This is a genomic window from Klebsiella sp. KP20-425-1, from assembly GCF_025813515.1.
GTDB lineage: Bacteria > Pseudomonadota > Gammaproteobacteria > Enterobacterales > Enterobacteriaceae > Klebsiella > Klebsiella pneumoniae.
Map to the genome: position 1 here is coordinate 4,858,639 of NZ_CP109614.1, position 21,272 is coordinate 4,879,910.

Consider the following 21,272-nt stretch of genomic DNA (forward strand, 5'->3'; position numbering starts at 1 on the left):
AACCTGGCGTCAGCACAAGCAAGCGCCCGGGACGGCGGCCCGGGCTGGAAAAAGGTTTAATTAGCCACCTGGCTTTCGTAACCCTCTTTGATATCGTCAAAGTAAGGGGCGATCGGGAAGCTTTTGCCATACTTCGCCAGCGCTTCCGGCGAGATTTCGGCAAACAGCTTTTGCCAGGTCGCCGCATCCAGCTTCGGCTTCACCTGCCCGGCGTCGATGCCCGGATACCAGTTGAACTGCTTGACGATCCCCTGCGCCTGCACTTCCGGGCTGGTGGCCAGCGCGATAAAGTCGCGCGCCAGCTGCGGATTCGCCGCCTTCGCCGGGATGACGTAATACATCGGCTGGCCCGGCATGCCCGGCGCCAGTAAAGCAAGCTTGATCGACGGCGGCAGCTTGCCCTGATCTTTCCAGCTATAGAACATATCGACCCACACCGGGCCCATGGCGATTTCCCCCCGGCTCAGCATATCGAGCGTCCCGGCGTTGCCCGGGGTGAAAGTTACGTTTTTATTGAACGCCTTTAGCTTCTCATAGGCCTGCTGCCAGCCTTTTTCGACGCTTTTATCATAGGGTCCGGCGGAGAGACGCTGGGCGTCGGTCCCGTAGGCGTAGATCCAGCCCACCACAAAGCTGACGCCGGACATGCCGTTCTTGATGCCGTTATAGCCAAAAGCCTGCGGGTGTTTCTGCGTCCAGGCCACCAGCTCGTCATACGACGCCGGCGGGGTAGTGACCAGATCGCTGTTCCAGGCGATAGCGGTCTGGCTTAAGAACATCGGCATCACGTATCCGTCAACGTTAACGCCCAGCGCCTGGGTGGCGCTCGGCGAACTCACCATGCCGCCGGTCTGAATATCCTGACGGTATTTTTGCAGCAATCCCTTTGCCACCTGCTCACCGCCCGCCTTCTGGTGCACTACCGCGACGTCGATATCCCACTGCTGCGCGCCGCTCTCCTGCTGGGCCGTTAGCTTCTCGCTAATTTTATTCGACCCGGCGTCGCCGGGGCCGGTACCGATCACCCGCACCTTGACGCCGGGATGAGCGGCTTCAAATTTTGGCCCCAGCCAGGTTTTTACATAATCCACCATATTCTGATCGCCCGCGGTGGCGACGTTGAGAATGGTGTCGGCCTGTGCGCCAAGGCTCAGGAAGAGGGTCGTTACGATCGCTGCTTTCGTCTTAGTCAACATGGATTGTCCCCAGAATGAACACGCTGATATCACTGTGATAGTGGTAAAGGAAAAATATGCAGGGCCGGCGTTGGCACATGGAGCCGAACGCGGCTTTTTGTCGGCCAGCACTGCGCGGCATCCGCCAGCAGCAGGCGGTCATGGCAGCGCACGCTGTGACGATACAGATTGCCCAGAAACGCGCTTTGCTCCACCACGCCTTCCAGAGCCAGCCCCTCCTGCGGCGCAGGCTGCGTTAATTCAGCGAGCGCGGCATCGGCGCTGCGAAAATAAATAACGTTGTCACCCTGCTGAGCGGCAGATAAACCGGATATTGCGGCAGCGGATAATTCACCGGAAATTATTTTATTATCGGCCCCCATAAAATCAGCGACGAAGGGCGTCGCGGGGCGTTGATATATTTCTTCCGGCGTGCCGGTTTGTTCAATACGCCCCTGATTTAATACCGCAATGCGGTCCGCCATCACTAAGGCTTCCTGCTGATCGTGGGTGACAATTAATGACGTGAACCCCAGTCTCTTTTGCAGAGATTTAATTTCATGGCGCACATTCAGGCGCACTTTGGCATCCAGATTAGATAACGGCTCATCCAACACCAGCACCTGGGGCTCTATGGCCAGGGCTCTCGCCAGCGCCACCCGCTGCCGCTGGCCGCCCGACAGTTCGGTCACTTTCACCTCGCCAAGCCCTTCGAGATTGACTATTCGCAGCAGCTCCGCCACCCGCCGCGCGATATCCGCCCCGCGCCATTTGCGCAGCTTCAGGCCATAGCCGATATTGCGCGCTACCGTCAGGTGCGGCCACAGGGCGTAGCTTTGAAATACCATGGTGATATTGCGCTGCTCCGGCGCAAGATGAGTGATCGTTCGGCTGGCAATAGCCACCTCGCCGCTTTGCACCGGAATAAAGCCGCAGAGGGCGTTCAGCAGCGTGGTTTTTCCGCATCCCGACGGGCCCAGTAGAGCAATCATCTCTCCCTGCTCTACCGCCAGATCGATATTATGTAAAACCACCTTATCGCCATAACTAATTTTAAGGCCGGAGATCTGTAAATAACTCATATTCGCTACCTGAAAGCGCTGCTGCGGCATTTTTTTTAGCAAGGTGAACACGTGTTCATTTGGCTGTAAAAAAAATGCAACGTTGACTCGACATGATGTGAGCCTACTTTGTCGGGTATTTATGACAATTTAATTAAGCGGCAAAAAATTTTGGCGAGGGTAAATGAAAATAGATGTGCTTGGCTGCGGGAGCGCCTTTTCCTGCACGCAAAATACCTCCGCGCTGCTGGTGATCGATGCGGACAACAAACAGTGGTTAATCGACTGCGGCCCCACCGTTCCCCGCGCGCTCTGGCAGCGCGGCGGCGAGGTCAACGATATCGACGCGATCTACTTCACCCACGTTCACCCGGACCACTGCACCGGCCTGACGGCGCTACTGAACCACTGGAAAAGTTATTCCCGTCAGAAGCCAGTCATTATCTACTGCCAGCCGGCGCAGCAGCCGGTGCTCATGCAGCTGGCCGCGCTGGCGAACTGGCCGCAGGCGGACCTTGGTTTCACCATCGACTGGCAGGAATGCCGCGAAGCCTGGACGTGGCAGGACTGGCAGATCCGCACTGCCCCCACCCAGCATGAGCTGAGTAATCGCGCCATCCGCATCACCATTGCCGGGCAGACGCTGTTTTACAGCGGCGATGGCCGGCCGACCGCCGACTCGATAGCCCTGATGGCCGGCGCCGGGCTGGCGTTTCAGGAGTGCGCCTCGGTAGCAGCCCTGGACGATGACGCCTCGCATGGCGATTTCCCCTCCTGCCTGATGCTGTTCAGAACGCTGCAGCTCCCGGCGCTGGGGCTCTATCACTGCGAGGATGCTTCTCTGTCGGCGCTAAAGCAGGCCTGTCAGCCGTGGCCGGGCTTATTCGTTTCCCGGGATGGACTCACCTTTACGCTGCCGCGTCCCACGCCCACTGACGAGACGTACCTCCTATGAACCCACGCAAACCCAGCGTCACCGCCCAGGATGTTGCCCGGCGAGCGGGCGTCTCCCGGGCAGTGGTGTCCCGGGCGTTGAGCAACAACGGCAGCATCTCTCCCGACGCCCGGGCGCGGGTACTGCGCGCCGCCGAAGAGCTGGGGTATCAGGTTAACTTCCTCGCCCAGGGGCTGAACCGCCAGCGCAGCCACTTAATCGGCGTGATCGTCTCGCGCATCAGCGATCCTTTTCGCAGTACCCTGCTTGATGCGCTGCTTAACGAGATCCAGCGCCAGGGCTTTCAGGCGCTGGTGAGCGAGATCCACAGCGAGCAGGATCTGGCGCAGACCTTGCGCCGTTTCGCTCAGTTTCGCGTCTCCGGCGTTATCGTCACCTCCGGCCAGCCGCCGGAGGCGCTGGTGAACGAGTGCGTCCAGCAGCATATTCCGGTCGTGGGCATTAATCGTCAGCCGACGATCCCCGGCGTGGATTACGTTTGTTCTGACAACGCCGCCGGCGCCGAACTGGCCGCCGACCAGCTGCTGCGCAGCGGCTGTCAGCGCTTTGGCTGGCTCAACCACCATCCTTCCACCTGGGCCGGCCGCATGCGCGGGGAAGCGTTCGGCCGGGCGCTGCAGACGCGCGGAGTGGACGTCGAACGCCACCTGGCGATCCTCGCCTGTCAGCAAGAAGGTTACGCGGGCGGGTTACAGGCTGCGGCGCTCGCCGACGAGGCGCTGGAGGGGATCTTCTGCGCCAACGCCCAGCTTGCCTGTGGCTTTCTCGATGGAATGCGCCAGCGCGGCAGAGAGGCTCCGGCGGATTTTCAGCTGATTGGTTTTGATAACACGCCGACGACCGCGCAATATAGCTATCAGCTCACCACGCTACATCAGGATGTGGCGGCGATCGCCCGCCAGGCGCTCGCCCGGCTTCTGGAGCGCGCCGCCGACCCTTCGCAACCTTCACGCACCACCTGGGTGGAGGTAACCTTAATTCACCGGCGCACGTCGCCCTTTGTTATCTGAGAGCAGGACTATGACGGAAGCACAACGAGAGTCATTATGCGCCTTGATTCGCCAGGCAGGCGCCCACGCCCAGGCGCTGCGCGATGCGGGATTACAGGTCGATAAAAAAGCGCGCCAGGACTTTGTGTCGCAGGCGGATCTCGCGGTAGAACAAGAGATTAAAGGCTGGCTGCAGGCCCACTTTCCCGAGGAGGGTTTCCTCGGCGAGGAGAGCGGTTTTGAAGGCGACGACCAGACCGTCTGGGTGCTGGATCCTGTCGATGGCACCACCAACTTTATCCTCGGCATGGATTACTGGTGCATCTCACTGGCGCGAGTGTGCCAGGGCGAGCTGTCGCTCGGCATCATTTACGCCCCCGATCGCGATGAATTTTTCTTCGCCGCCCGCGGCGAAGGCGCGTATCTCAACGGTCGGCGCCTGACGCTACGCGAGCCGGAGCCCGATGCGGTGGTGATCGGCATGGGGCGCTCCAGCCGGGCCCCGGCCAGCGACTACGCCCGGGCCATCGACACGCTGCTCGACGCCGGTCTGGAGTATCGCCGTTTTGGCGCGGGCGCCCTGATGCTGGCGCATGTCGCCGCCGGTCAGCTCCACGCCTATTATGAAGCGCATATGAACAGCTGGGATGCGCTGGCAGGCATGCTATTGATTGAGGAGGCGGGCGGAACGTGCAATGCGTTTCTCGCCAATGCGGGCCTGCGGCGAGGCAACCTCGTGCTGGCCGGCTGCGCAAGCGTCCAGCCTCGACTGGCCGCCCTGCTGGCGAAATGACGTCACGCCGCCGGTGTCTGACCGGCGGCGTGGACTGGCTAACGCCAGGGTTCACTGCGGGGAATATTATTCGGGCAACGCTTAATCGTGCAAAAGGACTGGTAAAAACAGGAGTCAGACCGCTCGCCACCGGCATGGTAAGGGCACGATGGTCGCTCACGTAATTTTTCCCACTGCGCCTCGTCGTACACCGTAATATTATAGATTTTTAATGAATGATACTGGTCATTAATTAAAACTCTCGAGGAATAGAGTCTTATCGACTCACCGGGCAACAGGATTACATCGGCCTCGTACCACATGATAAATTTCAAGAAACGCAGACTGGATATAGCCGAGAAGGCGATACCAGATTGCGGGCAGATCAGGGTATTAAGAATAGTCCATTTCATATTCCTTCCTTATAAAGATGCTACAAATTATTACAATATATAGTGATAGCATTCATTGTTATAAATCGCAAGCGCCCCTGGCAATTATGTGATTTAAGACAATTCCTAACGACATACTCCATTATTAGTAACGTTTCATTTCCCTCTCTAAATTTATGGTTAGGCCTGATGAAAAACAGCCAAATTACCCTTAAAAAAGAAAATATAATAAAAAATAAGATAATATAAACTTAATTTACAATACGTCTTAGTCCCTCTGGATGAGGCCTCAGTCATTGGTATTAGATGATGCAGCACTGAGTATTACCCGCGGTTTGGCAAGAAGAGAGGATAGTAGCAGGCAGCTATTTATTGCGCGGTTACCTCGTCGTACGCCACCAGGTCCGCAAGGCCCTCAGACCGCGCTCGGGTAAATGTCGCGGGTGTCCCGCCAGATCGTATTCCTTAGCGATAATATCGACATAGCGGTTGAGTATATTCTGCTCAATCGCTATGTCGGAGGACAGTCCACAGAATATAGCCACGCCGGTCTATCAGGCCCCGTTGGAGCCCTACCAGGTTTTGCCAATATTAAACTGAAACTGTTCGGCTTTATCGCCATCATACTTTTTAAACGGCTCTGCCCAGGAGAAGACCAGTGGACCGAGGGGAGACATCCACTGCACGGCAATCCCCGCGGAGAGACGAATATGACTCGGATCGCCGTAGTCAGGGATCCCTGCCGCCAGCGTCTGCGCGGTGTTGTGCCAGGATGTACTCCAGACCGTCCCCGCGTCAACAAACAGCGAGGTTCGCAGACTATCGGCGTACTTATCATTCACAAAGGGGGTTGGAATGATAAATTCGCTGTTCAGCACCGCCATGGCATTCCCGCCGACCGCATCAGACGAGGCGTCCAGCGGGCAGGCGCTATAGCTGCTTTCGCTACCGTTACAGCGGTAATAGGCCGCTTTAGGCCCAATGGTGTTAGAAGAAAATCCGCGCACTGACGACGAACCGCCAGCGTAAAAGTTATCGTAGAACGGCACACTTTTGCCGTCTAACCCGCCGGCATAGCCTGCGCGCAGGCGTTCCATCCAGACCCAGCGCTTGTTCTCGCTCAGCGGCAGATACTGGGCGGTGTCAAAAGAGAGTTTGTAGTAGCTATTATCCGAACCGGGGAGCGTCACTTTACCGCTCAGGCTGCTCTTGTTTCCCGCACGCGGGAAGAAGCCGCGATCGAGATCGTTGTAGCCCCATCCAAGACTCACAAAATAATCGTTGGCGCTATATTTTGCGCCGCTGTCGCCATCTTTCGTCATCACGCTGGGCTCGATTCCCCGAGAGCTGAGGTAGCGCCAGGTCGTCAGCTCCGGATCCATATTGGTCAGGCGATTATGGACATAATCCAGTCCCAGGTTCAGGGAGTTATTTTCGCTAATGGGAAACCCTAGCGTACTACCTAAACCATAGCTCTGCTGGTTATAGCTCCCGGCATCCGCATCAGAAGCATCATAGCTGTTATAAAAAATCTTTCCGCCCAGGCTGATGCCATCTACGGTAAACCACGGGTTCGTCGCCCCCAGTTCAAGATAAGACTGGTAGCTGTTGCGCGTCCCATTGAAGCTAACGCTATTACCCGTTCCCAGCCAGTTATCCTGCGTCACGCCAAGCTGATAGCTCACGCCGCTGTCCGTACCAAATCCCAGGCCCACATTGAATGAGCCGGTGTTGCGCTCCTTCACCTTGTAGACCACATCGACCTGATCCGCCGTTCCATTGACCGGAACGATCTGCTGTTCAACGTTCTCAAAAAAACCCGTTCGATCAAGACGTACCTTCCCTTGATCGACTTTTTCGTTGTTGAGCCACGCCCCTTCCATTTGGCGCATTTCACGACGCAGCACCGCGTCCCGGGAGGTGTCGTTACCGGAAAAGCGGATCTGGCGTACCGAGTAGCGGCGGCCCGCGTTGACCTGAATATGCAGCACCACGCGGTGATGCGCATCATCGATTTCCGGCGTGGACGTCACCTGCGGCCAGGCATAACCATACTTACCAAAGTGCTTTTTGATCTCATTTTCAACCGTGGTGACTTGCGCCCCGCTATACCATGCCCCCGCCAGCGGCTGGGCAAGCGCCTCGATCTCCGGCCCATGCTGAGCCAGATCGCCTGTCACCTGAGTTCGGTCGACCCGATAACGTTCGCCTTCATTGAGGGCGATAGTGATATACAGGGATTTTTTATCTGGCGTCATACTGACCTGCGTGGACTCGATAGCAAAGCGCGCATAGCCGCGATCGAGATAAAAACTGCGCAGCGTTTCCAGATCGGCTTCCAGCTTCTGCTTCTGGTATTTTTTATCGGCTACCACGTTCCACCACGGCACATTATCACGTAGCTGAAGCTGGTCCAGGAGCGTCTCTTCCCGAAACGCCTGATTACCGATAATGTTTATTTGTGCGATTTTCGCCGAGATGCCTTCCTGAAAAACGAACGTTAAGTCAACGCGATTACGCGGTAACGGGGTCACCACCGCGTGAACCTGCGCACTGTATTTCCCCGCGCTGTAATAGAAATCCTGCAACCCCTTTTCTATTTCGCTAAGCGAATTTCGATCCAGTGCACTACCTGCAGAAATACCGGACGCGGTGAGATTTTCCTTTAGCGCATCATCCTTCACTGCCTTATTCCCGGAAAAACTGACGCTGGCAATAGTGGGCCGTTCCTTAACCTGCACCACCAGCGTTTTCCCATCGCGCAGGATCTGCACATTTTCGAAATTGCCGCTCGCATACAGCGCGCGCACTGCCTCGCTGACATCTTCTGGCGTCACCGCATCTCCCGCGTGCAATGGCATACTTAATAGCGCCGCCCCGACGGTCACGCGCTGTAGCCCTTCAAAACGGATATCATCAACTTGATATGATGTTGCGGCATATAACGTTAAAGGGGCGATCAATAGTCCGCTGATGATATGAGTCTTTTTTAACATGAATGTGTCGTCTACGAGATAATGAGCAATAGCAGTGTTCTGCTGGCGTTGAGCTTATTTGTTCAGGATGCATCTCTAAAATATGCGACAGAAAATAACCTGAGCGAGGCGCAGAATTACATGCAATTATGGCGACAAAATGGAGAAAAAATGGATGTTAAAGCATCTTTAAAAATATATTTAATGATGGAACTTTTTCTGAAGCGCATGGTTCTAATGGCCAACACCAGTACTATATTTAGATTTTCCTGAACGTTTTATTAATAAAAAGCCCCCTTTCTTATTAATGGAAAGGGGGAAGGATCTCGTTAGGAATGATGCTCTCTGGGATCACCAGGAACAGGGAGAAAAATAACCTGCAACCCAGCAGATTTAATGAAGAGAAATTGAATAAATTATGCAACTGATATCACAACATTCTACCCCGAATTCACCGCCAGACGCCGTTGGCAAACATCTCCATATTTTCCTCAAAATAGCAGAATACAGTAGGGTCGCCTTATCAAGGCATCAAGGAAAGTCTATCGTTATCTACAATAGCCAAGCAGTGGCGCCTCGCCAGGGAAGGTGAGGCATAGGTTTCGCCATCCTGCCGCCTCCCATCATCAGCCACAGGGAACTGCGTATGACACGCTTACTCAAGACAATCTTGCCCATCATCCTCTGCGCCCTCTTCGGGTTATCGTTCGCTTCACCCACACAGGCTGTCGCCAGTCTGCCGATCGTTCTTCCCGCGCTGACATGCGATGCGCTAAGCGCTACCGACTTCAGCGCGGCCGTTGGCGCAAAGGTCACTATCAATCACACTGAAATGCAGACCTCCGCGCAGGGAAGCTGGTGCAAGGTGAGCGCCACTATCGCCCCAGAGATTGGCGTGCAGATTGCCCTGCCGACTCAACGCTGGAGTCAACGTTTTTTGCAGGTCGGCTGTGGCGGACTGTGCGGGAGTATTAACCTGAGTCTGTCGAATGCCAGCGGCTGCCTGCCGGCAATGAACGGCGAGTTTGTGGTGGCAGCAACCGATATGGGGCACCATGGCAGTATGATGGATGCGTCATGGGCCGAAGATCCGCAAAAGCGCATCGATTTTGCCTGGCGCGCCAACCACCTGACCGCCGTGCTGGCCAAAGCGGTGATGCAGACGCTTTACCGCCAGCCGCCAAAGTATGCCTACTTTATGGGCTGCTCAGACGGCGGTCGCGAAGCATTGATGGAAGCGCAGCGCTTTCCGCAGGATTTTGACGGTATCAGCGCTGGCGCGCCAGCGGCCTTTTTCCAGTTTCAGAACTCCTTCTTCCACGGCTGGAATGTGGCCGCCAATCAGCGCCCGGACGGTACCGCTATCCTGCTGAAAAATCGCCTTCCTCTGATTCACCAGGCCGTGCTGGCTCACTGCCCGACGCTTTCCGGCGTGCAGGATGGTATCCTGCAAAATCCGTATGCCTGTCAGTTCTCTGAGTCATGGCTCCCCCGCTGTCCTGCCGATGCTTGGGATCGTTCTACCTGCCTGACGCAGGAAGAGATCGAGGTGGTGAAAAAGCTCTACCGCGGGGCTTACGACAGCCACGGCGCCCAGTTCGTCGCGGGCGGTCTGCCGCTGGGTTCCGAGCTACGCTGGCCGGTGCCCGAGACGCCGACCGGCCACTCAATGTCGGAAATGATGGTACTACCGGCTCTGCAATCCGTGCTCCTGCCAGGAGAAAAACAGAAGATCCAATCGATGCGGGATTTCCCGCTTAACCAGCAGAATTTTGACGCCGTCGCCCAACTGGCGCCGCTCTATAACGCGGCAAATACTAATCTTCATGCCTATCAACAGCGCGGCGGCAAGCTTATCCTCTGGCACGGTCTGGCCGATGACTCCGTCAGTCCGGCCTTTTCTATCGCCTATTATCGCGGCGTAGAAGCAGAGATGGGCCATGCCGCAACGGATACCTTCCTGCGGTTATTCCTGCTGCCTGGGGTAGCCCATTGCGGTAATGGCGAAGGTTACGATCAAATTGATCTCCTTACCCCGCTGATGCGCTGGACCGAGGAAGGCATCGCGCCGCAGGAGATCATGGCCGGCAAACGGGCAACAGCCGCTGCCGACCTGCCGCCGATGACAGAAAAACCAGATGCGCAAACGCAGTTTCACGGCGTGCAGAAAGTCAGTCAGCCTTACGCTGACGCCGCTCCAGCGGTTATCGCGACTCGTCCGGTGTATCCCTTCCCGGCCATTGCCCGTTATAACGGGCGCGGCGACGTGAATGACGGCGAAAATTATCATGCAGAGCAAACATCCGCCTTTGGTCATCTGCAGCTGGCAAAACCTGCCAGCGACTATATTGGCCCTGATAATCAAAAAAATTATCAGGTTCGCCACGGCACACTCACTGTTCAATAAACCCCAGGGCTCCTCATTGAGGAGCCCTGCGTTATGGGATTGGCCGCAATTATGCGTAGCAAAACGCTCCAGCAATCGGTATTAAGCGACCTGCTCTTGTGGATCGATAATAATCTGGATAAGAAACTGACCGTCGACGATCTGAGCGATATCTCTGGTTATTCCCCCTGGCATTTGTTTCGGCTCTTCCGTCATTATTTTGATCGTTCGCCAATGGAATATATCCGCCAGCAGCGCATGTCGCTGTGTTGCCGTTTATTACTGACAACGCCTAGTTACCGAATCGTCGATATTTGTATGATGGTCGGTTATGACGATCTCAGTGCGTTTAATCGTACCTTCAAAAAATATCATGCGCTCACGCCCACTCAGTATCGCTATCAGATCACGCGGCAAAAATAAGGAGGTCCCCCTCCTCCGCATCGCTGCGGTTGGGAATGGAAGGGGGACAGGGGATATTACAGAAGGGAAATAGCAGGATGCTATTATCGAACCCGGTCGGGATCAACGACCTTGCGCGACGGAAATCAGTATAAAAGGATATGTTGAGCTAATAATGTAGAGGGCGTGAAGATTTTGTCACGATTTATAACCGCCTCCTCCGCTCTCATCTGAAATAAAAAAACCGGGTCGCGTTGCACCCGGTTTACTCCTCATCAGGATCATCAGAAATGAGTATTAACGCTCATAAAGAAGGTCCGCCCCGATTCGTTATAGGTCTCGGCACCCGCGCCATACAGATAAGCTCCCGTCGTCGCGTTGCCGGTCGTTTGCGCATTCCCTGCCCGGTAGTGGCGGATATCAAACAGGTTATCTATCCCGCTGGTGAAGCTCAGATTTTTGTTCACATCCCAGGTCGCACTGAGGCCGACAATGCTGTATGGGCTGACTTCGTTTAGTTCGCTGCCGCTGACCGCCTCGCCCTTATAATTAAAGCGTTTTGGTTTCTGTCGACCATACCAGGTAAAGGTGCTCTGCAGGGAGAGATCTTCACGAACCTGCCAGCTCAAAGTCGAGTTCAGGGTAAACTGCGGGATCACTGACAGCCGGTCGCCGGTCGTCTTATTCTTGCTCTGCAGCATCCAGGTCAGGTTATTGCTCCAGTTAACCGCCTCCCCCACCGGCAGATTCAGCGTTCCTTCCAGGCCTTCCACTAACGCCTTTGGTACGTTTTCCCACTGATAGATATTGGTGGTGCCGTTGCTGGCGGTACCCACCGCCGCATACCCTGACTCAATCTTATTGTGATAGTCGTTACGGAACCAGGTGATCCCCGCCTGATAGCCATCATGCTTGTACTCAAGACCAATCTCTTTATTAACGCTGGTCTCCGCTTTCAGATCGCTATTCCCCATCAGGTAGCAGGCGGAACTACTGGCGTAACAGCCTTGACCGTTGCTGTAGAGAATATAGTTCGGGTTCAACTGGTAGAGGTTAGGCGCCTTGTAAGCGCGGGCAATGCCCAGCTTCAGCGTCCAGTCGTCCGTCAGCTCCTGAGACAGGTTCAGTGAGGGGCTCCAGTTATTGCCGACGATGCTGTGGTGATCGAAGCGCAGAGCGGGTGTCAGCATGGTGCTGTCCGTTAGCGCCATATTATCTTCGGTAAACAGCGAGAAGATCTCGGCGCTGGAGTACGGGCTACGACCGGTAGCCGATACGCCATCGATAGTGCCATAAGAGAGCGCCTGGGTTGTCGATACGCCATCTTTCATCCGCTGCTGATTCCATTCTGTCCCCAGCGTCAGATTCTGATCGACCCCCAGCGTAAACGGAATATTCACTTCACTATGTAGCAGGACATCGGCCAGATCGATATCTGAAAACTCGCTACTGGAGAAGATCCCTTCCGTACCGCCCGCCAGCCCTTCATCCATTCGCGAGTTACGGGTGTGTTCGTACTGGGCATAGCTGTTGCTGGTCACGCCATTATCCCAGCCGCCGGTCCATGTTACGCCGTAAGTTTGCCGGTAGAGACGGTTGGTCTCTTTCCCGTACATACTCTTCACCAGCGTACTGGTATTGGTGTTTTGCGTGTCGCCGGCATAGAGATTACCCTGGCGGCTGTAACCGGCCTCAAACTCCAGGGCCTGCATCGGGGCAAACTCCCAGCGCAGCTTACTGTGAATATCTTTGTTCACCACCCCTTCACGTCCGGCGGGATAAGAACCGGCGTAGGAACCGGTACGTTCCGCTTCATGCCCGGCGTTAATATCCTGTGCATCGGCCTGGGTTTTACTCAGATTACCCCAGAGATTGAAGCTGACACTGTCCGACAGCGGACCATTGAGGCTAAAGTTAGTACGTTTCGTCGCCCCTTCTTTACGGTGCTGCGGAGCATTCATATAGGTATTCCACGACCCGTGCCATTCTCGCGTGGTCGGTTTGGTCACGATGTTGACGACCCCGCCCATCGCGCCATTACCATAGCGCGCCGCCGCCGGGCCGCGGATCACATCGATATGATCGATCATCTCCGCTGGCACCCAACTGGTATCGCCGCGGGAGTCACGATCGCCGCGCCAGCCATACCGCACCGAGTTACGGCTGGTCACCGGTTTACCATCGACCAGCACCAGCGTATTCTCGGGCCCCATGCCACGGATATCAATTTGCCGGTTGTTGCCGCGCTGCCCGCTGGTAGAGTTGCCGGTCAGGTTTACCCCGGGCTGCGTACGAATTAACTCCGACACATCGCGGGCGGGGGGATGTTTGCGGATCTCTTCTGCGGTGATGGTCGACACGCCCGGCGCCTGCAGGTTCTGCCTGGCGGCGGTTATGACCATCGTCTCCTCGTGATTTTCGGCAGTGGCGGCGCTCTCGTCAGGCGTCGATTGTTCGGTCATGTTCTCTGCCGCCTGCAGCGGCACGCTACAGGCGAGCAGAGGAATGACGATCCCCAGCGGGAAGTGAGACGTGTATTTCATAGAATATGCCCTGTTTTCTGTTGCTGTCGGGCATAACGCCTTCCCCAATTGAAAAAACAATGGGATAAAATACTTGCCTCAGCGCGTCGCCAGATTTTGGCGCAGGTCAGCGCCTTCCCGGCATTAATGGGAATAAAAAAACAGCGTGAGGCATAATAAAATTAAGTGCCCTGTTTCATCATTAGAGAAAAAGCGCTGCGCGCTATTCTTTGATAGCGTAATCCAGACAGCGTGTCATTAGAGTAATGTGCCGTGTTACGGTAATAAAAATGAGATTCATTATCAAGATGATAATAATCAATATCGGATAAAAATAAAATAAACACTAACAATCAGAAGGTTACAACAAAACAGATGGGGAGAAATAAAATAAAAACATCATCATTATTTTCTATTTATCATTAAAAACACACATTTTCGCCATATTATCTCCATAGTTAAATTAAAGATAAAAACACATTAATAGTAAGCGATAAAATGGGAGAAAACTATTTGTCGGCATTGTTATGTTTTTTACGCCCTTGTCGTTCCCAGCTAACGGCGGCCGTTCTGCTAAAATAATCACATCCCCTGCGGAGTATTCCTCCATGAACGCCTACTCGCTATCACGTCTGTTTATCGCCTGGCTCACCTGCCTCGCGACACTGTTATTCGCTCCTCTGCTGCCGGCAGTAGAGGCGGAAAAAGCGCCGCCGGCAGCAGCCGAAGACAACACGCTATCGATTCATATCGACGATATGCTACGGCCATGGAGAGGCGATTTGCCTGGCATGATCGACCGTCGTACCATTCGGGTATTAACCACCTACAGCAAGACCTTCTTTTTTATTGATAAAGGCACCCAGCGCGGGGCGACGCACGACATTTTTATCGCGCTGGAAAACGAGCTGAATAAACAGCTAGCGAAGGATAAAAAGCTCAAACAGCGCCACCTGAAGCTGCATATCGTTTTTGTGCCGGTCAGTCGGGACAATCTCTTTATCGCGCTTAATGAAGGTAAAGGCGATATTGCGGCTGCCAATCTGACTATCACGCCCTCGCGGGAAGCACAGGTCGATTTCGCCCAGCCGCTCTACAGCAACGTGAAAGAATTACTGATCTCCGGCCCGGCTTCACCGAAGGTCGACAGCCTGGAGCAACTCTCTGGTCAAACCGTCTTTGTTCGCCGCTCCTCCAGCTATTACGACAGCCTGCAAGCGCTGAACGCCCGATTTGCCGGTGAGTCGCGCCCACCGGTGATACTGGAGGCGGCGCCGGAAGCGCTGGAGGATGAAGATCTGCTGGAAATGCTCAACGCCGGGCTGATTCCGCTGATCGTCGTCGATCAGCATAAAGCGTTGTTCTGGAAACAGGTGTTTCCAAAAATTCAGGTCCATGACAATGTGGTGCTGCGCGAGGGCGGCGACATTGCCTGGGCGGTACGCAAAGACAGCCCGCAGCTGCTGGCGGTACTGAACAACTTCGTCAAAAAGAATCGTCAGGGCACCACGCTGGGCAATACTCTCCTGCTGCGTTACCTGAAAAATGCTAAATATGTCAAAAATGCCGCGGCGAGTAAGGAACGACGCAAATTCCTCGCGATGGTAGATGTCTTCCGCAAGTACGGCGATCGTTATGACGTCGACTGGCTGCTGATGGCGGCCCAGGGATACCAGGAGTCGCGGCTGAATCAGTCGGTACGGAGCCACGTCGGCGCCATCGGCGTTATGCAGGTGATGCCCAGCACTGGAAAAGAGCTGAAGGTGGGCGATATTAAACAGCTGGATCCCAATATCCATGCCGGCGTGAAATACATGCGCTGGATGATGGATCGGTACTATGCCGATGAGCCCATGACCCGGCTCGATAAAGCGCTGTTTACCTTTGCCTCCTATAACGCGGGTCCGGCGCGTATCGCCCGCCTGCGCACCATGACTAAACAGCGAGGATTTGACCCGAACGTCTGGTTCGGTAACGTCGAAAATATGGCGGCAGAAAAAATTGGCGCCGAGACGGTAACCTACGTCAGCAATATCTATAAGTATTACATCGCCTATCGGCTGATCGTCGATGAAATGGCCCGCAAACAGAAAGCGACGGCCGTACCGCGGCAGGAGCCGGTGGCGCAGCCAGCCAAACCGCAGCCCAGCGTGGCGACAGCCGCCACCGCTCAGGTGCCCGTCATCTGAATCGCCCGTCACCGCGGGTCAAATCTCATCCTGAAATGACGGAGCAGGAATAACAAAGAAAAAGCCCCGGCGAAACCGGGGCTTTCTGTTTTCGACTGCGCAGACAGTGCGCCTAAGGCAAGCCTTAGAACGGGATGTCGTCGTCGAAGTCCATCGGCGGTTCGTTGGAAGGCGCTGCCGGGGCCTGCTGCTGCGGACGGGACTGCGCGCCGCCGCTGAACTGGTTGCCGCCCTGCGGCTGCTGCGGCTGACCCCAACCGCCCTGCTGCTGGCCGCCGCCTGCCGGTGCGCCGCCGCCCTGACGGCCGCCCAGCATCTGCATGGTGCCGCCCACGTTCACCACCACTTCGGTGGTGTATTTGTCCTGACCGGATTGATCGGTCCACTTGCGGGTACGCAGCTGGCCTTCAATGTACACCTGAGAGCCTTTACGCAGATACTCACCAGCGACTTCCGCCAGTTTGCCGAACAGCACAACGCGGTGCCACTCGGTCTGCTCTTTCATTTCGCCGGTCTGCTTGTCACGCCAGGATTCGGAAGTTGCCAGCGTGAAGTTGGCGACAGCGCCGCCACTTGGCATGTAGCGTACTTCCGGGTCCTGCCCCAGATTACCGACGAGAATCACCTTGTTTACGCCTCTGCTGGCCATGTTCGTGTCTCCTGAATACGTTTCTTAATAGTGTAAACGCGCGAGTGTACCATTTCCACGTAGCATTTTAATAGCTGCGAGGCTGATTCCAGAGATAGTACCCGGCTACGGCATTGTTGCACACTCGACCCGAATTTGCATTCCGATACTGTATATTCATTCAGGTTAAATTGTGTCATAATTAGCCGTTTCTGCCGTTTGTCCTTCAAGCAAACCAGGCAATCCGTGTATCTACCTACCGGGAAAGGTGAATGGATAAGATCGAAGTTCGGGGCGCCCGCACCCATAATCTCAAAAACATCAACCTCGTTATCCCGCGCGACAAACTCATTGTCGTCACCGGGCTTTCCGGGTCTGGCAAATCTTCACTCGCTTTCGACACCCTGTATGCCGAAGGCCAGCGTCGCTACGTCGAATCGCTCTCCGCCTATGCGCGACAGTTCCTGTCGCTGATGGAGAAGCCGGACGTCGACCATATCGAAGGGCTGTCGCCGGCGATTTCCATCGAACAGAAATCAACCTCTCACAACCCCCGCTCGACGGTGGGTACTATTACCGAAATTCACGACTATCTGCGTCTGCTGTACGCCCGCGTCGGCGAACCGCGCTGTCCGGATCACGACGTGCCGCTGGCGGCGCAAACCGTCAGTCAGATGGTCGATAATGTCCTCGCCCAGCCGGAAGGCCTGCGCCTGATGCTGCTGGCGCCCATTATTAAAGAGCGCAAAGGCGAGCACACTAAAACCCTGGAAAACCTCGCCAGTCAGGGCTACATCCGCGCGCGGATCGACGGCGAGGTCTGCGATCTGTCGGATCCGCCGAAGCTGGAGCTGCAGAAGAAGCACACCATTGAGGTAGTCATCGACCGCTTCAAGGTGCGCGACGATCTGGCGCAGCGCCTGGCCGAGTCGTTTGAAACCGCGCTGGAGCTCTCCGGCGGGACCGCCATTGTGGCTAATATGGATGATGAGAAAGCGGAAGAACTGCTGTTTTCCGCCAACTTCGCCTGCCCGATCTGCGGCTACAGCATGCGCGAGCTGGAGCCGCGTCTGTTCTCCTTTAACAACCCGGCGGGCGCCTGCCCGACCTGCGACGGCCTCGGCGTGCAGCAATATTTCGATCCCGATCGCGTGGTGCAAAATCCCGAGCTGTCGCTGGCGGGCGGCGCCATCCGCGGCTGGGATCGGCGTAACTTCTACTACTTCCAGATGCTGAAGTCGCTGGCGGAGCACTATAAATTCGACGTCGAAGCGCCATGGGGCACCCTCAGCGCCAACGTGCAGAAAGTGGTGCTGTACGGTTCAGGTAAAGAAAGTATTGAATTCAAATACATGAATGACCGCGGGGATACCTCGGTGCGCCGCCATCCGTTCGAAGGCGTGCTGCATAACATGGAGCGCCGTTACAAAGAGACGGAATCCAGCGCGGTGCGCGAAGAGCTGGCGAAGTTCATCAGCAACCGTCCGTGCGCCAGCTGCGACGGCACGCGTCTGCGTCGCGAGGCGCGCCACGTGTTTGTGGAAAACACCCCGCTGCCGACCATTTCCGATATGAGCATCGGCCATGCGATGGATTTCTTCAACAATCTGAAGCTCTCCGGACAGCGGGCGAAAATCGCCGAAAAAGTGCTGAAAGAGATTGGCGATCGTCTGAAATTCCTCGTCAACGTCGGCCTCAACTACCTGACGCTCTCCCGCTCGGCGGAAACGCTCTCCGGCGGCGAAGCCCAGCGTATCCGTCTGGCAAGCCAGATTGGCGCCGGGCTGGTTGGCGTGATGTACGTGCTGGATGAACCCTCTATCGGCCTGCACCAGCGCGATAACGAACGCCTGCTCGGCACCCTGATCCACCTGCGTAATTTAGGCAACACGGTGATCGTCGTTGAGCACGACGAAGACGCCATTCGCGCCGCCGACCATGTGATCGATATCGGTCCCGGCGCTGGCGTTCACGGCGGCCAGGTAGTAGCGGAAGGGCCGTTGGAGGCCATTATGGCGGTCCCGGAATCCCTGACCGGGCAGTTCATGAGCGGTAAACGCAAAATTGAAGTGCCGAAGCAGCGCGTGCCCGCCAACCCGGAGAAAGTCCTCAAGCTGACCGGCGCGCGCGGCAACAACCTGAAGGATGTAACGCTCACCCTGCCAGTGGGCCTGTTTACCTGCATCACCGGCGTCTCCGGCTCGGGTAAATCCACGCTGATCAACGATACCCTGTTCCCGATTGCCCAGCGCCAGCTCAACGGCGCGACCATCGCCGAACCAGCGCCGTATCGCGATATCCAGGGGCTGGAACATTTCGATAAAGTGATCGATATCGACCAGAGCCCGATCGGCCGGACGCCGCGCTCCAACCCGGCAACCTATACCGGGGTGTTTACCCCGGTGCGCGAGCTGTTCGCCGGCGTACCGGAGTCTCGCTCACGCGGCTATACGCCGGGGCGCTTTAGCTTTAACGTTCGCGGTGGGCGCTGCGAAGCCTGCCAGGGCGATGGAGTGATCAAGGTCGAAATGCACTTCCTGCCGGATATCTACGTGCCGTGCGACCAGTGCAAAGGCAAACGCTATAACCGCGAAACGCTGGAGATTAAGTACAAGGGTAAGACCATCCACGAAGTGCTGGATATGACCATTGAAGAGGCGCGTGAATTCTTTGATGCCGTACCGGCGCTGGCGCGTAAGCTGCAAACCCTGATGGACGTCGGCCTGACCTATATCCGCCTTGGCCAGTCGGCGACGACCCTGTCCGGCGGCGAGGCGCAGCGCGTGAAGCTGGCGCGCGAGCTGTCCAAGCGCGGTACCGGCCAGACGCTGTATATCCTCGATGAGCCGACCACCGGTCTGCACTTCGCCGATATCCAGCAGTTGCTGGAAGTGCTGCACCAGCTGCGCGATCAGGGCAATACCATCGTGGTGATTGAGCACAACCTCGATGTGATTAAAACTGCCGACTGGATTGTCGATCTCGGCCCGGAAGGCGGCAGCGGCGGCGGCGAAATCCTGGTCTCCGGTACGCCGGAAACCGTCGCCGAGTGCGAAGCCTCGCACACCGCGCGCTTCCTCAAGCCCATGCTGAAATAATTAGCGGGTAAGCTGCTGCCGGACCGGCTCCGGCAGCATTTTCACCGCCTGCTGATAAGACGCATCGACCAGATAGTAGATTTGCGAATCCGGCAGCGAGCCATCCAGATAGACGGTGCTCCAGTGCGCTTTATTGAGATGCTGGCTGGGCCGGACATCGCGATGCTGCTGACGCAGCAGCTCAGCCAGCTCCGGACTCGCCTTCAGCGCGACCGCCGGCCGCTGGTCCTCAACCTCCTTCACCATGGCAAACAGCACGTCTGAGACCTTAATCTGCGTGGCTTTCCAGTCGCTGTGGACGCTCTGCTCTGCTCCCGGTTTCGCCATGCAGTACTGTAATAACTCCGAAATTGTCATCTTTTATTCCCCCATGAGCGTCGCAACGATGCGCCGCGAACCGCCGTGTATCCGATGCTCCCCCAGCCAGATGCCCTGCCAGGTTCCCAGCCTGACGCGCCCGTCCTCGACCGGCAGCATTAGCGACACGCCAAGCATCGATGATTTGATGTGCGACGGCATATCGTCAGGGCCTTCATAGTCATGTTCATACGGCGCATTGTCCGGTACGGCGTTGAGAAAATACTGCTCCATGTCATAGCGGACGGTGGGATCGCAGTTTTCGTTGAGCGTCAGGGAAGCGGAAGTATGCTGGAGCAGGAGGTGCAGCAGGCCAACCTTCACCCCGGACAGCCCGCGGATCTGGCCAAGGATTTCGTCGGTGACCAGATGAAAACCGCGGGATTTTGGCCCAAGCGTCAGGGTTTGCTGATACCACATCATTGACTCCTTTTGCGAATGAATCCTTCTAAGTGTGCAGCAATACGTGAAAAGGTAAAACCTTCCACCCCTGATTTTGCATAAAAAAACGGCAGCGCCGTCGCTGCCGTTTATCGCGTTCAGGCGGTCATCAGTATTCGGAATTGACGATTACTTCCTCGCCCAGCGCGCCAGCCATCGGCAACGGCTTATAGGAGGAGTTGGCGGCCCGCAGCACGCGGATGCCACGGGCGCCCGCTTCGCGGGCGGCGGTGATATCGTTATCCGAATCGCCGTAGAAAACCTTTATCTGCTTCGCCTGCAGCCACTGGGTCTTGGTGTTTTGGCCAGGCTTATCGCCAGCGAAAATCACCGGATTCATATTGGCGGCCGGGATGAGAAAATCATCCTGCAGGGTTTTAGAAACGGTTTCGGTTTTGGTCTGGCTGCGGCCGGTGACGAACCAGATGCTGTCCCCGCGCTTCACATGCATCGCAATCAGCTGGCGCGCCACCTCTTTCGGCATGCTGAATTCATCCCAGCCATTGTTCATTTTTTCCCAGAACTGCGGGTTTTTCAGGTAATCTTCGCTGCCGGGAGAGAAGGTTTTTTGCCCGCGCCAGAAACCCGGACTGGAGAAGAGGACGGTGTCATCGATATCAAAGCCGACGGCCATCGGCGGCCGCCCCAGCAGACTGTTCTCAATTTGCGCCACCGAAACCCAGTGGATCGGCGCCTGCTCGGCCAGCTGGGCCACGTTGGTGCCGACCCACAGCGGCTGCGGCGTGGAGGCGCGCGCCACAACGGCGCTGTTCAGCGTGAACAGGAGAGAAGCCGCCGCAAGGGCGAGAGTAAGTTTGCGCATATTTATCCCTAAATCTATCAATCATTATTGTTTTCAATAATGTGCATGCTTATCAACGTCCCGACCTTACCCGCCGGCGGCATGGATGAAAAGCCTTTTTCGCGCAG

The 21,272-nt window shown here is 56.1% G+C and carries 17 protein-coding genes; 8 read left to right on the plus strand and 9 right to left on the minus strand.

Annotation, left to right across the window (positions count from 1 at the left end; all coding sequences use genetic code 11):
- Positions 1 to 56: 56 nt before the first annotated feature.
- Together OHJ17_RS23730 and OHJ17_RS23735 are read right to left on the minus strand one after the other, a co-directional pair.
- Positions 57 to 1,196 (minus strand): ABC transporter substrate-binding protein, encoded by a 1,140-nt coding sequence (locus OHJ17_RS23730; RefSeq protein WP_004177835.1) that lies wholly within the window; start codon positions 1,194 to 1,196, stop codon positions 57 to 59.
- Positions 1,197 to 1,225: 29 nt separating this feature from the next.
- Positions 1,226 to 2,257 (minus strand): ABC transporter ATP-binding protein, encoded by a 1,032-nt coding sequence (locus tag OHJ17_RS23735; RefSeq protein WP_004177837.1) that lies wholly within the window; start codon positions 2,255 to 2,257, stop codon positions 1,226 to 1,228.
- Positions 2,258 to 2,420: 163 nt separating this feature from the next.
- Between OHJ17_RS23735 and OHJ17_RS23740 the strand changes: the two genes are divergently transcribed.
- From OHJ17_RS23740 to OHJ17_RS23750, 3 genes are read left to right on the plus strand one after another with little or no spacing between them, the layout of a single operon-like run.
- On the plus strand, positions 2,421 to 3,191 hold the full coding sequence (locus OHJ17_RS23740; protein ID WP_032433765.1) for an MBL fold metallo-hydrolase: 771 nt from the start codon (positions 2,421 to 2,423) through the stop codon (positions 3,189 to 3,191).
- Positions 3,188 to 4,201, plus strand: a complete 1,014-nt coding sequence (locus tag OHJ17_RS23745; protein WP_002885046.1) for a LacI family DNA-binding transcriptional regulator — start codon at positions 3,188 to 3,190, stop codon at positions 4,199 to 4,201. The genes OHJ17_RS23740 and OHJ17_RS23745 overlap by 4 nt, the downstream gene beginning before the upstream one ends.
- A 10-nt stretch (positions 4,202 to 4,211) precedes the next feature.
- Positions 4,212 to 4,973, plus strand: coding sequence for an inositol monophosphatase family protein (locus OHJ17_RS23750; protein ID WP_004177841.1), 762 nt, complete (start codon positions 4,212 to 4,214; stop codon positions 4,971 to 4,973).
- A 38-nt stretch (positions 4,974 to 5,011) separates the two neighbouring features.
- On the opposite strand, the gene iraM is transcribed toward OHJ17_RS23750, so the two are convergent.
- Both iraM and bamA read right to left on the minus strand, forming a co-directional pair.
- A complete protein-coding gene (iraM, locus tag OHJ17_RS23755; protein WP_002885039.1) occupies positions 5,012 to 5,365 on the minus strand; it encodes an anti-adapter protein IraM in 354 nt (117 codons plus the stop codon).
- A gap of 551 nt (positions 5,366 to 5,916) precedes the next feature.
- Entirely contained in the window at positions 5,917 to 8,340 is a 2,424-nt protein-coding gene (gene bamA / locus OHJ17_RS23760) for an outer membrane protein assembly factor BamA (RefSeq protein WP_032433763.1), read from the minus strand.
- Between the two features lie 21 nt (positions 8,341 to 8,361).
- On the opposite strand from bamA, the gene OHJ17_RS23765 reads away from it, so the two are divergent.
- The 3 genes from OHJ17_RS23765 to OHJ17_RS23775 all read left to right on the plus strand — a co-directional run bounded on the left by OHJ17_RS23765 (position 8,362) and on the right by OHJ17_RS23775 (position 11,128).
- Positions 8,362 to 8,592: a potassium:proton antiporter gene (locus OHJ17_RS23765; protein ID WP_032417717.1), complete on the plus strand. Its 231-nt coding sequence runs from the start codon at positions 8,362 to 8,364 to the stop codon at positions 8,590 to 8,592.
- A 373-nt stretch (positions 8,593 to 8,965) separates the two neighbouring features.
- Positions 8,966 to 10,726, plus strand: coding sequence for a tannase/feruloyl esterase family alpha/beta hydrolase (locus tag OHJ17_RS23770; protein ID WP_032433762.1), 1,761 nt, complete (start codon positions 8,966 to 8,968; stop codon positions 10,724 to 10,726).
- A 33-nt stretch (positions 10,727 to 10,759) separates the two neighbouring features.
- Entirely contained in the window at positions 10,760 to 11,128 is a 369-nt protein-coding gene (locus OHJ17_RS23775) for a helix-turn-helix transcriptional regulator (RefSeq protein ID WP_032433761.1), read from the plus strand.
- Positions 11,129 to 11,391: 263 nt separating this feature from the next.
- On the opposite strand, the gene OHJ17_RS23780 is transcribed toward OHJ17_RS23775, so the two are convergent.
- Complete coding sequence (locus OHJ17_RS23780; protein ID WP_004177845.1) at positions 11,392 to 13,650, minus strand: TonB-dependent siderophore receptor; 2,259 nt, start codon at positions 13,648 to 13,650, stop codon at positions 11,392 to 11,394.
- A gap of 587 nt (positions 13,651 to 14,237) precedes the next feature.
- On the opposite strand from OHJ17_RS23780, the gene OHJ17_RS23785 reads away from it, so the two are divergent.
- Positions 14,238 to 15,818 (plus strand): MltF family protein, encoded by a 1,581-nt coding sequence (locus tag OHJ17_RS23785; protein WP_032433760.1) that lies wholly within the window; start codon positions 14,238 to 14,240, stop codon positions 15,816 to 15,818.
- A gap of 124 nt (positions 15,819 to 15,942) precedes the next feature.
- On the opposite strand, the gene ssb1 is transcribed toward OHJ17_RS23785, so the two are convergent.
- Positions 15,943 to 16,467: a single-stranded DNA-binding protein SSB1 gene (gene ssb1, locus OHJ17_RS23790; protein ID WP_004151744.1), complete on the minus strand. Its 525-nt coding sequence runs from the start codon at positions 16,465 to 16,467 to the stop codon at positions 15,943 to 15,945.
- A 251-nt stretch (positions 16,468 to 16,718) separates the two neighbouring features.
- Between ssb1 and uvrA the strand changes: the two genes are divergently transcribed.
- Positions 16,719 to 19,544, plus strand: coding sequence for an excinuclease ABC subunit UvrA (uvrA, locus tag OHJ17_RS23795; RefSeq protein ID WP_004146620.1), 2,826 nt, complete (start codon positions 16,719 to 16,721; stop codon positions 19,542 to 19,544).
- Here uvrA and OHJ17_RS23800 read toward each other — a convergent pair whose 3' ends face one another.
- The 3 genes from OHJ17_RS23800 to aphA form a co-directional block, all read right to left on the minus strand.
- Entirely contained in the window at positions 19,545 to 19,901 is a 357-nt protein-coding gene (locus tag OHJ17_RS23800; protein WP_002884953.1) for an MmcQ/YjbR family DNA-binding protein, read from the minus strand.
- Between the two features lie 3 nt (positions 19,902 to 19,904).
- Positions 19,905 to 20,321 carry a secondary thiamine-phosphate synthase enzyme YjbQ gene (locus tag OHJ17_RS23805; protein ID WP_002884951.1) on the minus strand — a complete coding sequence of 139 codons (417 nt, stop codon included), beginning with the start codon at positions 20,319 to 20,321 and terminating at the stop codon, positions 19,905 to 19,907.
- A gap of 130 nt (positions 20,322 to 20,451) precedes the next feature.
- Entirely contained in the window at positions 20,452 to 21,165 is a 714-nt protein-coding gene (gene aphA, locus OHJ17_RS23810; protein ID WP_004151745.1) for an acid phosphatase AphA, read from the minus strand.
- Positions 21,166 to 21,272 lie beyond the last annotated feature (107 nt).